Source organism: Blastococcus sp. SYSU DS0533 (assembly GCF_054050775.1).
Genome location: NZ_JBJGZZ010000005.1, coordinates 61308 through 73762, shown reverse-complemented (window position 1 = coordinate 73762; position 12455 = coordinate 61308). Strand labels below are relative to the sequence as shown.

General features: G+C 75.6%; 10 protein-coding genes. 2 read left to right on the top strand and 8 right to left on the bottom strand.

Annotated features, from left to right (window positions below; genetic code table 11):
• Positions 1 to 21: 21 nt before the first annotated feature.
• Entirely contained in the window at positions 22 to 1431 is a 1410-nt protein-coding gene (locus ACI79W_RS08270) for an FAD-dependent oxidoreductase (protein WP_456561596.1), read from the top strand.
• Position 1432: 1 nt separating this feature from the next.
• Here the strand turns inward: ACI79W_RS08270 and ACI79W_RS08265 are convergent, their stop codons facing one another.
• The 6 genes from ACI79W_RS08265 to ACI79W_RS08240 all read right to left on the bottom strand — a co-directional run bounded on the left by ACI79W_RS08265 (position 1433) and on the right by ACI79W_RS08240 (position 9496).
• A complete protein-coding gene (locus tag ACI79W_RS08265) occupies positions 1433 to 2506 on the bottom strand; it encodes an inositol monophosphatase family protein (protein ID WP_456561595.1) in 1074 nt (357 codons plus the stop codon).
• Positions 2499 to 5303: a phosphoenolpyruvate carboxylase gene (gene ppc / locus ACI79W_RS08260; protein ID WP_456561594.1), complete on the bottom strand. Its 2805-nt coding sequence runs from the start codon at positions 5301 to 5303 to the stop codon at positions 2499 to 2501. Before ppc ends, ACI79W_RS08265 begins: the two co-directional genes overlap by 8 nt.
• A gap of 106 nt (positions 5304 to 5409) precedes the next feature.
• Entirely contained in the window at positions 5410 to 6267 is an 858-nt protein-coding gene (locus ACI79W_RS08255) for a tetratricopeptide repeat protein (protein ID WP_456561593.1), read from the bottom strand.
• A 114-nt stretch (positions 6268 to 6381) separates the two neighbouring features.
• A complete protein-coding gene (locus ACI79W_RS08250; protein WP_456561592.1) occupies positions 6382 to 7362 on the bottom strand; it encodes a TIGR03557 family F420-dependent LLM class oxidoreductase in 981 nt (326 codons plus the stop codon).
• 38 nt (positions 7363 to 7400) lie between these two features.
• Positions 7401 to 8585, bottom strand: coding sequence for an ABC transporter permease (locus tag ACI79W_RS08245; RefSeq protein ID WP_456561591.1), 1185 nt, complete (start codon positions 8583 to 8585; stop codon positions 7401 to 7403).
• Entirely contained in the window at positions 8582 to 9496 is a 915-nt protein-coding gene (locus ACI79W_RS08240) for an ABC transporter ATP-binding protein (RefSeq protein WP_456561590.1), read from the bottom strand. Before ACI79W_RS08240 ends, ACI79W_RS08245 begins: the two co-directional genes overlap by 4 nt.
• A 138-nt stretch (positions 9497 to 9634) precedes the next feature.
• Between ACI79W_RS08240 and ACI79W_RS08235 the strand changes: the two genes are divergently transcribed.
• Complete coding sequence (locus tag ACI79W_RS08235; RefSeq protein WP_456561589.1) at positions 9635 to 10303, top strand: UdgX family uracil-DNA binding protein; 669 nt, start codon at positions 9635 to 9637, stop codon at positions 10301 to 10303.
• A 114-nt stretch (positions 10304 to 10417) separates the two neighbouring features.
• On the opposite strand, the gene ACI79W_RS08230 is transcribed toward ACI79W_RS08235, so the two are convergent.
• A complete protein-coding gene (locus ACI79W_RS08230; protein WP_456561588.1) occupies positions 10418 to 11743 on the bottom strand; it encodes an MFS transporter in 1326 nt (441 codons plus the stop codon).
• Positions 11744 to 11759: 16 nt separating this feature from the next.
• Positions 11760 to 12407 carry a pyridoxamine 5'-phosphate oxidase gene (pdxH, locus tag ACI79W_RS08225; protein ID WP_456561587.1) on the bottom strand — a complete coding sequence of 216 codons (648 nt, stop codon included), beginning with the start codon at positions 12405 to 12407 and terminating at the stop codon, positions 11760 to 11762.
• Positions 12408 to 12455 lie beyond the last annotated feature (48 nt).

Here is a 12455-nt window from a genome sequence, read left to right as displayed (position 1 = left end):
CGGCCGGGCCAGGATGCCAGGGTGGTCGACGACGGTGCTCCCCCTCCCCCGGCCGCTGACCACCCGCTGCGGGTCGCGGTCATCGGCGCCGGACCGGCCGGCATCTACGCCGCCGACGCCCTGACCCGCCAGAGCGAGGTGCCGGTCGCCGTCGACCTGGTCGACCGGCTGCCCACCCCGTTCGGCCTGGTCCGCCACGGCATCGCCCCCGACCACCCCAAGATGCGGGCGATCCGCGACACGCTGCACCGCAGCCTCGATCACCCGCTGGTGCGGTTCGTCGGCAACGTCGAGGTGGGCACCGAGCTCTCGCTGGACGACCTGCGCGCGCACGTCGACGCGGTCGTCTACACCTACGGCGCCGCCCTCGACCGGCACCTCGGCATCGAGGGCGAGGAGCTGCCCGGCAGCCTGGCCGCCACCGACCTGGTGGCCTGGTACACCGGCCACCCCGACGCCGACCGCGCCACCGTGGAGGCGGCGCTGGCCGGGGTCCGGCGCGCGGTGGTCGTCGGGGTGGGCAACGTCGCCCTCGACGTCGGGCGCATCCTCGCCCGCACCGCCGAGGAGCTCGAGCCGACCGACATGCCGCAGCACGTCATCGACGTGCTGGCGGCGGCACCCGTCGAGGAGGTGACGGTGCTGGGCCGCCGCGGCCCGGCGCAGGCCACCTTCACCACCCAGGAGCTGCGCGAGCTGGCCGAGCTCGCCGAGGCCACCGTGCTGGTCGACCCCGCCGACCTCGAGCTCGACGCCGAGACCGAGGCCCGGGCCGCGGCCGACCGCAACGCCACCCGCAACCTCGCCGTCCTGCGCGAGTGGTCCGCCCACGCGCCGGAGCCCGGCCGCACCCGGCTGCGGCTGCGCTTCTTCTCCCGCCCCGTGCGGCTGCTGGGCACCGACCGGGTCACCGGCGTCGAGGTGGAGCGCACCGCCGTCGACGGTGACGGCCGAGCGATGGGCACCGGCCGCTTCGAGGTGCTCCCGGCCGACCTCGTGGTCCGCTCGGTCGGGTACCTCGGGACCCCGCTGCCCGGGCTGCCGGTCGACGAGCGCACCGGCACGGTCGCCCACGACGGCGTCGGGCGGGTGCTGCGCGACGGGCGCCCGTCGCCCGGTGAGTACGCCGCCGGGTGGATCAAGCGCGGGCCCACCGGGGTGGTCGGGCACAACAAGCACGACGCCCGGGAGACCGTCGCCGCGCTGCTGGCCGACGCCGCCGACGGCACGCTGCGGGTCCGCGGCCCGGTCGACGACCTGGTGCGCACCCTGCAGGCCCGCGGCGCGGAGCCGGTGCTGCTGGACGACTGGCGGGCCATCGACGCCGCCGAGCGGGCGCTGGGCGCGAGCCGCGGCCGGGCCCGCACGACCCTGCACGAGCGCGAGTCGCTGCTGGCCGCCGTCCGGGCGGCCGCGGCCCGGGGGCGCTGAGTCAGCGCAGCGCGGCCAGCAGCTCGCGCGCCGACGCCTCGTCGGCGGCGGCGACGAACCGGATGAGCGCGCCCGTGTCGGGAACGAGCCGGAGCGGCTCTCCGCCGACGGTGAGGACCGCGCCCCCGGCCGCCAGCAGCACCGCCAGCCCACCGGCGACGTCGTGCACGTGGGTTCCGCTGCGGTCCAGGTCGTGCCAGGCCGCCGCCGCACCGTCGGCGACCAGGCAGAGGTCGACGGCGGTGCAGCCGGTGATCCGCACCCGTCGGGCGGTCGCCGGCACCGCCACCGCGGCGCCCCGCGGCCCGCTGGGGACGACGACGGTGCCGCCGGCCCGGGTCCGCACCGGCACCCCGTCCCGCACCGCGCCGCACCCCTCGACCGCCGCCCAGCGCCGGCCGGAGGAGAGGTCGGCGACCAGCCCGGCCACCGGCCGCCCCTCGTGCACGAGCGCGGCGGAGAACGCCCAGGGCGGCAGCCCGGCGGCGAAGTTGCCGGTGCCGTCGAGCGGGTCGAGCACCACCCACGGCCGCCCGGCGGCCACCGCGGTGTCGCGGCTCTCCTCGCTGAGCACCGGCACGCCCAGCGCACCGAGCACCTCGACGGCGGCGTCGTGCGCGGCGGCATCGGCGGCCAGCACGGGGCTGCCGTCGCGCTTGGTCCGCGCATCGCCGGTGCCGTGGGCCAGCGCGACCGCCGTCTCCACCCGGGTGGCCGCCAGCGCCGCCAGGTGGGCGAAGCGCAGCGGCAGCGGCGCATCCGCCGGCGGCGCCGGCACGTCGACGCACCGGCCGGTCGCCAGGTGCCGCACGCCGTCGCAGCCCCACCCCGCCGCCGCGGCGAGCACGACCGGGTGGTCCAGCGGCACGCCGGCCCGGCGCACCACGACGGCGGCGGCGGAGGCCTCGTCCGTCCACTGCCGGCGGACCAGCACGCCCTGCCCCTCCTCGCCGACCAGCACCCGCGCCCAGGGGTCGAGCACCGCCGGGGCCAGCGCGGCCGGCGACAGGCCCAGCGCCTCGGCCGCCGCCGGCAGGTCGGCGCTGGTCGCCGTGCGCAGCCCCGGGTCAGCCACTGTTGCGCAGCGCGGTCGCGATGCCGTTGATGGTCAGCTGGATGTTGCGACTGGTGAGCTCGTCGTCCTCCCCGCCCCGCCGTCGCCGCAGCATCTCCACCTGCAGGTGGTGCAGCGGTTCCAGGTAGGGGAACCGGTTGCGGATCGACCGGGCCAGTGACGGGTTGTCGGCCAGCAGGTCGTCGTCGCCGGTGACCGCCAGCGCCATCCGGCAGGTGCGCTCGTGCTCGGCGGTGATCCGGTCGAACACCCGCGCCCGCAACTCCTCGTCCGGCACCAGCTCGGCGTACCGCGCCGCCAGCCCGAGGTCGGTCTTGGCCAGCACCATGCCCATGTTGGACAGCACCGTGCGGAAGAACGGCCAGCGCCGGTGCAGCTCGCGCAGCCGCTCCAGGCGCTCAGCGGAGTCCCCGACCCAGCCTTCCAGCGCCGACCCGGTGCCGTACCAGCCGGGCAGCATGATCCGCGTCTGCGACCAGCTGAACACCCACGGGATCGCCCGCAGGTCGGCGATGGAGTCCCCGGCCTTGCGCGAGGGCGGGCGGCTGCCGATGTTCAGCTCGGCCAGCTCGCCGATCGGCGTGGCGGCCCGGAACCACTGCACGAACCCCGGGGTGTCGTGCACCAGCTCCCGGTACGCCCGCTGCGCGCGGGCGGCGAGGTCGTCGAGCAGGGCGTAGGCCTCCTCGGCGTCCGGACCGAGGCCCTCGACGTCGAGCAGCGTCGACTCCAGGGTCGCGGCCACCAGCGCCTCCAGGTTGCGCCGGGCGAGGTCCGGATCGGCGTACTTCGCGGCGATGACCTCGCCCTGCTCGGTGATCCGCAGCGCCCCGGCCACCGCGCCCGGCGGCTGCGCGCGGATCGCCTCGTAGCTGGGGCCGCCGCCCCGGCCGACGGTCCCGCCGCGGCCGTGGAAGAGCCGCAGCCGGATGCCCTCGCGCCGGGCGAGCTCCACGAGATCGAGCTCGGCGCGGTAGAGCGCCCAGTTGGCCGCGAGGTAGCCGCCGTCCTTGTTGCTGTCGGAGTAGCCGAGCATGACCTCCTGCACGTTTCCCCGGTTCGCCAGGAGCGACCGGTACAGGGGCTGGTCGAGCACCGCGCCGAGCGTCGTCGCCGCGGCCTGCAGGTCGCCGATCGTCTCGAACAGCGGCGAGATGCCCACCGGGCAGGTGGGCCCGTCGGCGCCCGCCGGGTCCAGCAGGCCGACCTCCTTGAGCAGGACGGCGACCTCGAGGACGTCGCTCACCGACTCGCACATGCTGATCACGTAGTTGGGGATCGTCCGCGGACCCAGCAGCGCCACCCGCTCGGCGGCGGCGAGGAGGACGTCGAGCTCCTTGCGCGTCTCGTCGGACAGCTGCGCGTCGGGCCGGACCAGCGGGCGGCGCAGCGTCAGCTCGCCGGCGAGCAGCTCCACCCGTGCAACCTCGTCCAGCGCGGCGTAGTCGTCGCACACCCCGGCCCAGGCGAGCAGCTCGGCGACGACCTGCTCGTGCACCGACGAGTTCTGCCGCAGGTCCAGGCCGCACAGGTGGAAGCCGAACACCTCGACCGCCTCGCGCAGCCGCAATAGGCGGTCGTCGGCGAGCGCCCCGGCCCCGTGGCTGCGCAGCGACGCGTCCACCACGTCGAGGTCGGCCCGCAGCTCGTCGGGGCCCTCGTACGGGGGCAGCGCGGGCAGCGGCCCGGTGTCGGCGGCCTCGGCGCCCGGCACCCGGGCGGCGGTGGCCGCCAGCCGCGCGGAGATGCCGGTGAGCGCCCGCCGGTAGGGCTCGTCGGCGCGGAACGGGGAGTCGTCCCGCGAGACCTCCGCGAGGTGGTAGAGCCCGGGGGTCGGCGTCACCAGCCGGTCGGACATCGACAGCTCGCTGCGCAGCGCCGCCAGCTCGGCCAGGTGGTGGGCCAGCGCCGTGCCGGCCTGCCGGGAGGTCGCCCGGCGCAGCGCCTCCGCGGTGACGAACGGGTTGCCGTCGCGGTCGCCGCCGATCCAGGACCCGGGCAGCAGGACCGGCCGGCGCAGCACCCCGGCCCCGGGCCAGCGCTGCTCGACCGCGCGGCGCACCTCGGCGTTGATCGCCGGCACCACCTCGAACAGCGAGAGCTCGTAGTAGCGCAGCGCCTCGTCGATCTCGTCGGTCAGTCGCAGCCGGGAGAGCCGCAGCAGCGCCGTCTGCCACAGCGTGAGCACCGAGCGCCAGAGCCGGGCCGACCACTGCGGGTCGACGTCGCCGTCGGCGGCGCGGTCGCGCTGGCGGATCAGCTCGGTGACCTGCCGCTGCACCTGGAAGACGGTCTTGCGGCGCACCTCGGTGGGGTGGGCCGTGACGACGGGGCAGACCAGGGCACCGGCGAGCTCGCGCGCCACGGTGTCCTCCGCGACGCCGGCCTCGTCCAGCAGGGCGAACGCCGCTGCCAGGCTGCCCTGCTGCGGCGGGGACCCCGCACGCCGGTGGTGCCGGCGGCGGCGCTCGTGGTGGATGTCCTCGGCCAGGTTGGCCAGCAGCGAGAAGTGGCTGAAGGCCCGGATGACGTGGTTGGCCGAACGGACGTCCAGCCCGGCGAGGCGCGCCGCGAGCCCGGCGCGGTCCACCTCGGAGCGGCGGATGCGGAAGGCCTCCACACGGGTGGACTCGACCAGCTCGAGCACCTCGGGCCCGGCCTGCTCGCCGATGACCTCGCCGAGAACCCGCCCCAGCAGCCGGATGTCCTCCCGCAGCGGTTCGTCGTCCGCCCGGTCGGCGGCACCCGGGGCACCGTGGCGGCGGAGATCGGCGACGTCGACAGTGGCTTCGCTCACACCGCGAGTATCGGCGACGCAGGTGACGCGCCGGTGTCCCCCCTGCTACAGGCCCCGTCCAGAGGCTCACCGCGAGCCTGCGAGCGGTGAGGAGGACCGGGTCCTCTCAGTGCTCGAGCTCCCGCAGGCACTGCGCCGCGAGCTGGTCGCCGGCCTCGGCGCCCAGGCGGAACTGCTCCACGGCGCCCTCGAGGTCCCCGCGGTCGGCCAGCAGCACGCCGAGGTTCTGGTGGCAGTAGGCGTCGCCGGCGGCGATGCCGCTGCGGTAGGCCTCCTCGGCGGCCTCCTCGTCGCCGAGCTCCTCGCGGTAGAGGTTGCCCAGCGGCAGCCACGCCACCTGCTCACCGAGCTTGGCCCCGCGCTCGAGCACCGAGCGGGCCTCGGCCGACCGGCCGCTCTCGCGCAGCAGGTGCGCCAGGTCCGCGCGGGCGGCCGGGAAGTGGTGCTGGCCGGTGCGCAGGTCCTCCTCCAGCGCCGGGTCCAAGGTCGAGCACCAGCGCCAGCAGGCGACGACGGCCGCCGCCTCCGCGTCACCGGCGGCGGCGAACTCCTCCGCGACCGCCATGGCGTGCTCGCGCTCGCCCTGCTCCCGGAGCAGGAACGCCAGCTGCAGCCCGCCCTCCAGGTCACCGGCGGCGGCCGCGCCCCGGTAGGCGCGCATCGCGCCGGCGAGGTCGCCCAGGTCCTCCAGCACCAGCCCCAGGTTGCGCCAGGCGTCGGCCTCGCCGCCGCGCAGGGCGACCTCGTAGGCGTCGACCGCCTCCTCCCAGCGCTGCTGCGCGGCGAGCGAGTTGCCGAGGTTGAACGCAGCGACCGAGTCGCCCAGGTCGAACGCGCGGCGGAAGCATGCCTCGGCGTCGGTCTGCCGGCCGGCGTCGGCCAGGTCGCAGCCGAGGTCGATCAGCGCGTCGGCGTCGTCGGAGGCGAGCAGCCGCCGCAGCCGCACGTCCAGGTCCTCGGTCATGCCGCCGATGATCGCGGCGAGGGGACGCGCTGCGCGCCCCCTCGCGCCCGGACCTCACCCCAACGGAGCGGCCCGGGGCCGGCCGGTCACCCGATCAGCCGACCCCGCCGCCGATCAGCTGCCGAACGCCTCCCGCCAGGCCGGCATCAGCGAGCCGCGCACCCAGTCGAGGTAGGGCTCCTGCTGGTCGCCGCCGATCTGCACGAGGGCCAGGTGGGTGAACCCCGCCTCGGCGTACTCCTTGGCGCCCTCGATCACCGCCTCGACGTCGTCACCGCACGGGATGGACCCGGCGACGTCGTCGGGGGTGACGAACTGGCTCGCGGCGTCGAAGGCGCTGGTGCCGGGCAGCTCGGCGTTGACCTTCCAGCCCAGCCCGAACCAGCGGAACAGGCTGTGCGCCCGCTGCACGGCGGCCTCCCTGTCGGTGCCGAAGCTGATCGGCATCTGCGCGACCTTCGGCTTCCCGGCGCCGCCGGCGCTCTCGAACTGCTCCACGAGCTCGCTCATCGGGTCGGTCGCGATCAGGACGTCGGCCAGCTCGCCGGCGATCGTGGCCGCCTGCTTGCCACCGGCCGCGAAGCCGATGGGCACCCGCTTCTCCGGCAGGTCCCAGAGCTTCGCGGACTCGCAGTCGAAGTGCTCGCCGCGGAAGTTGGTGTAGCCCACCCCGTCGAAGAGATCGCGGATGATCTGCAGCGCCTCCACGATCCGCTCGTGCCGCACGTCGGCCGGCGGCCACCCGCCGCCGACCACGTGCTCGTTGAGGTTCTCCCCGGCGCCGATGCCCAGGGTGAACCGGCCCTCGGAGAGGATCTGCAGGGTCGCGGCCTGCTGGGCCACGACCGCCGGGTGGTAGCGGAAGGTCGGACAGGTCACGTACGTCATCAGCGGGATCCGGCTGGTGGCCTGCGCCGCCGCCCCGAGGGTCACCCAGGCGTTCGGCGAGTGCCCCATCTCGTCCAGCCACGGGAAGTAGTGGTCGCTGCTGACGGCGAAGTCGAACCCGACCTCCTCGGCACCCACCACGTGGCGGACCAGGTCCCTCGGCCCGGCCTGCTCGGTCATCATCGTGTAGCCCAGCTGCATCGCCATGCCGCGCGGCTACCCGGAGCCGGCCGGGCCCGAACCCGCTACGAACGCTCCGCGGCCAGCGCCTCCCGGAGCTTGGTCTTCCCGTTGGTGCGCAGGAGCGCCCCGGAGTAGATGCGCCCGCCGAGGCGCACGACGGCGGCGATGGCGACGACCATGAGGGCGACCGACAGCGCGATCTCCCAGCCGGCCACCTCGCCGGCCGCCTGCCGCACGGGCATGACCAGCGGTGAGAGCCCCGGCACGTAGGAGGTGACCACGGCCAGGAGGCTGGCCGGGTCGCCGGCCGCCTGGAGCCCCACCACGAACGCCGCCACGAGGACGAGCGTCGTCGGGGTCAGCACCGACCCGAGGTCCTCCTGGCGGCTGACCAGCGACGCGGCGACCGCGAACACCGCCGCGTAGAACGCGTAGCCCAGCACGAACCAGGCGACGACGGAGACGGCGGTGCCGATCAGGTCACCGGGCACCTCGACGATGTCGAAGGTCAGCGCGCCGGCCACGCCGACGACCGCGACGAGCACGATCTGTGCGAGGCCGAGCAGGCCGAGGCCGAGGATCTTGCCGGCGAGCAGGTGCCAGGGACGCATGGTCGCGAGGAGAAGCTCCACCACGCGGCTGGACTTCTCCTCGACCACGCCCTGGGCGACGAACTGGCCGAACATGATGAGCAGGCCGTACAGGATGCCCACCCCGATGATGGCGGCGACCACGCGCTGCCCGTCCGCATCGGCGTCGGGATCGAGCGCGGTGACGGCGACCTCGGGGACCTGCAGCCCCGGGACGCCCGCCTCGGCCAGCTGCTCGGCGACGGCGAGCTGGCCCACCGCCCCCTGGACGACCGCCCCGAGCGACCCGCCGGCGCTCTGGCGGACCAGCAGCTCGGGCTGCCCGCCGCCGGTGAGGAGGGCGCCGTCGACCTCGTCCTCCTCGACCGCGGTGCGGGCGGCGGCCTCGTCGGTCAGGTCGACGACGCTGACGTCCACGTCGAGGGCGTCGCCCTGGGCCTCGAGCGCCTCCTCCAGCGCGGCGGAGGAGCCGACGACGCCGACGCGGGTCGCCTCGCCGCCGGAGCTGACGGCCACCTGGAACCCGAGGAGGCCGATCAGCACCACGAGGATCACGACGGAGCTGATGATGAAGTTCTTGTCGCGCAGCCGGGCCGAGACCTCCCGGCCGGCCACCAGCCTGACCAGCGCCGCGCTGCCCAGCTCCCGGCCGCTCACGCCGCCACCTCCTGCGCCTCGGGAGCCGCCACGGCCTCGCGGAAGAGCTCCACCAGGGTGGGTTCCTGCCACGCGAAGCGGGTCACCCGCCCGGTGCGGATCGCGGCGGCCAGCACGGCCTGGTCGTCGGCGCTGCCGTCGAGGTCGAGCAGCGTGTCGCCGGCGGACTCCGAGACCACCCGGACGCCGGGCAGCGCGGCCGCCCAGCCGGCCGGGGCGTCGGGGACGACGACGCGGAGCAGCCGGCCCGCCTCGCGGCGCTTGAGCTCGGGCACGGTGCCGCTGGCCACCATCCGACCGCGGGCGAGGATGCCGACGGAGTCGCACAGCCGCTCGACGAGGTCGAGCTGGTGGCTGGAGAAGACCACGGGGACGCCGGTGCGCACCTGCTCGAGGAGCGCATCGGCCAGCGAGTCGACGCCGACCGGGTCCAGGCCGGAGAACGGCTCGTCGAGGATGAGCACCTCGGGCCGGCTCACCAGCGCGGCGGCCAGCTGCACCCGCTGCTGGTTCCCCAGCGAGAGCTTCTCCACCTGCTCCCCGCGGCGTGGGCCGAGCCCCAGCCGCTCCACCCACTCCGCCGAGGCCTCCGCCGCCGCGGCGGCGTCGAGGCCGTGCAGCCGCGCGAAGTAGGTGACCTGCTCGCCCACCTTCATCTTCGGGTAGAGGCCGCGCTCCTCCGGCATGTAGCCGATCCGGGTGCGGGCGGCCGCGTCGAGCGGGGCACCCCGCCAGCGCACCTCACCGGCGTCGGGCCGCAGCAGGCCCATCGCGATCCGCATCGTCGTCGTCTTGCCGGCGCCGTTGGCCCCGCAGAACCCGAACATGGTGCCGGGGGCGACCGTGAAGCCGACCCCCTCCAGCACCCGCACGTCGCCGAAGCTCTTGTGGAGCCCGTCGAACTCGAGCACCCGTCCTCCTGCCGTCGTCCTCACCGGTGGACCGACCGTATCGGTCGGTGGCGTGCGGGACGACGACGTCCCGGGAACGTGTCCGCGAACGGCGCGCGACCGGTCGCGCCCGGGCGCCTCCTGCGGTCTCATCGGCCCATGAGCGAGGAGAACGGCGTCGCCCGGCCGCCCGCCGGGGTCGGGCTGGCGCAGCTGCGGTCGGCCGCGGCCCGGTGCCGGGCCTGCGAGCTGTGGCAGGACACCACCCAGACGGTGTTCGGGGAGGGGCCGGAGACCGCCCGGGTGGTCTTCGTCGGCGAGCAGCCGGGCGACCAGGAGGACCGGAAGGGCGAGCCCTTCGTCGGCCCCGCGGGGCGGCTGCTCGACAAGGCCCTGGCCGACGCCGGCATCGACCGGCGGGACAGCTACGTCACGAACTCGGTGAAGCACTTCTCGCACACCGTGAAGGGCAAGCGACGGATCCACCAGACGCCCCGGCCCGAGCACCTGCGGGCCTGCCGGCCGTGGCTGGAGGCGGAGTTCGCCGTCCTGCAGCCCGAGGTGGTCGTGGCGCTCGGCGCGACGGCGGCCAAGGGCCTGATCTCGCCGTCGTTCCGGATCACCCGCGACCACGGCCGGCTGCTCCCCTGGACCCCGCCGGGCGCCCCGGCGCCGACGGAGGACGACGACGAGGACGCCGCGCACCAGACGTGGATCCTCGCGACCACGCACCCGTCGGCGATCCTGCGCACCCCCGACGAGGCGCGCGCCGCCGCGTACGACGCCCTGGTCACCGACCTGCGCACCGTCGCCGGGGCGCTCGCCTGATCCCACTGCGTGGACTACCGGTGAGTAGGAACGGCGGGTACCGGTTACGGGGTCGGACGTCCGGCCGGCCTCGCCACTCTCGGGGGCGGGCGAGCCCGGCCGGGCCCCCGCGCCTCAGCCGGTCCGGTCGACAGCCGCCTGCGAGGCGCGGAAGAACCAGAACGAGGGCACCAGCAGCGCGACGGCGACCATCGCGACCAGCACCACGACGCCCCCGGACGCCATGGCGAAGGTGACCCCGGCCGCGCTGGCCAGGCCGCCGGCGCGGAGGTCACCCAGCCGGGGGCCGCCGGTGACCACGACGATGAAGACCCCCTGCATCCGGCCGCGCATCTCCTCGGGCGCCGCCGTCTGCAGCATCGAGCTGCGCAGCACCGCGCTCACCATGTCCCCCGCGCCCGCGACGGCCAGGCACAGCACCGCCAGCCACAGCGTCGGGGCGAAGCCGAAGCCGATGATCGCCACCGCCCACACCGCGATCGAGACGATCACCACCGCGCCCTGCCGGTCGACCTTCGACACCCAGCCCGACGTCAGCCCCATGGCGAGCGCACCGATCGAGATGCCCGCGAAGAGCCAGCCCAGGCTGTTGGGCGACTCGGCGTACCGGGTCTCGGACAGCTCGGGGAAGACCGCCTGCGGCCAGGCGAAGAGCATCGCGACGATGTCGACGACGAAGGTCATGAGCAGCACGGGCTGGGTGCGCAGGAACGCGAAGCCCTCCCCCACCCCGCGCACGGCGGCGCCCAGCCGCAACGTGCCGGCGTCGCGCCCCGGTGGTAGCGGCGGCAGCCCCCGCAGCAGCACGGCGGCGACCACGAAACCGGCGGCGTCGATGGCGTAGGCGGTGAACAGCGAGCCGAGCCCGATCAGCAGCCCCGCGAGCAGCGGGCCCACGATCACGCCGATCTGCCGGACGGTCATGGCCAGCGCGTTCGCGGCGGGCACGCCGGCCGTGCCCACCAGCGCCGGGATGACGGCGTAGCGCGCCGGCGAGTTCACCGCGGTGAAGGCGGAGACCGCGGCCGTCAGGACCCACAGCAGGACCAGGTTCCCGCCGCCCGGGAGCAGCGCCTGCGCCGCGAGCAGCGCGCTGGTCACCGCGGCACCGATCGAGGTGACCACCAGCAGCCGCCGGCGGTCCATGGCGTCCGCGATCGCGCCGCCGAGCAGCCCGAAGACGATGAGCGGGACGAGCGCGACCACCGAGGTCACGCCCACCATGAACGAGGAGCCGGTCAGCAGGTAGACCTGGAAGGGGACGGCCACCAGCGTCATCTGCTGGCCGACCGTGGTGGTGGCGATGCCCCAGAACAGCCGCCGGTAGCGGGGATCGCGCAGCGGCGTGGTGTCGATCGCCCAGCCGCGCCGGCGCACCCGCTCCGGGACCGGCTCCTCGACCGGCGCGCCCCCCTCGACGGGGTCGACCGGCTGGCTCATGGCGTCCGCCGCCGGCTCACGGGGCGAGCCGCTGGACGATCCAGCCCCCGCCCTCGGCCGTGTCGCGGACGAAGCGCAGCCGGTCGTGCAGCCGGTCCGCCCCGCCCTGCCAGAACTCCACCCGCTCCGGAACCACCCGGTAGCCGCCCCACACCTCGGGGCGGGGCACCGGCCCCTCCGGCGTCTGCGCGTCCAGCAGCCGCACCCGCTCCTCGAGCTCCTGGCGGGAGTCGACGACGGTCGACTGCACCGAGGCGACCGCGGCGAGCTGCGAGCCGCGCGGCCGCGGGTCCCACAACCCGTCCGAGGCGGCGTCGCCGATCCGCTCCACCCGGCCGGTCACCCGCACCTGCCGCTGCAGCGCGTGCCACGGGAATACCAGCGCGGCGCGCGGGTTCACCGCCAGCTGCGCCCCCTTGGCCGAGGCGTAGCTGGTGCCGAACACGATGCCGTCGGCGTCGTACCCCTTCATGAGCACGATCCGCGCGTCGGGGGCCCCGTCGGCGTCGGCGGTCGCCACCACGACGGCGTTGGGCTCGGGGATCTCCGCGGCGACGGCGTCGGCGAACCAGCGGTCGAACTGCTCGACCCACGTGGGGGCAAGCTCCTCCTCGCGCAGCCGCCCGAGCGTGTAGTCGTTGCGCATGCGGGTCAGGTCGGGCACCCCGCCATGCTGACACCGGCTCCGCCGGACGGCTCGGGAGGGCGTCCG

What these genes read in the sequence shown, in the direction of transcription:
- ACI79W_RS08255 (WP_456561593.1), bottom strand. Translation starts at nt 6,267, where the DNA reads ATGACCGAGGACCTGGACGTGCGGCTGCGGCGGCTGCTCGCCTCCGAC.
- ACI79W_RS08250 (WP_456561592.1), bottom strand. Translation starts at nt 7,362, where the DNA reads ATGGCGATGCAGCTGGGCTACACGATGATGACCGAGCAGGCCGGGCCG.
- ACI79W_RS08235 (WP_456561589.1), top strand. Translation starts at nt 9,635, where the DNA reads ATGAGCGAGGAGAACGGCGTCGCCCGGCCGCCCGCCGGGGTCGGGCTG.
- ACI79W_RS08230 (WP_456561588.1), bottom strand. Translation starts at nt 11,743, where the DNA reads ATGAGCCAGCCGGTCGACCCCGTCGAGGGGGGCGCGCCGGTCGAGGAG.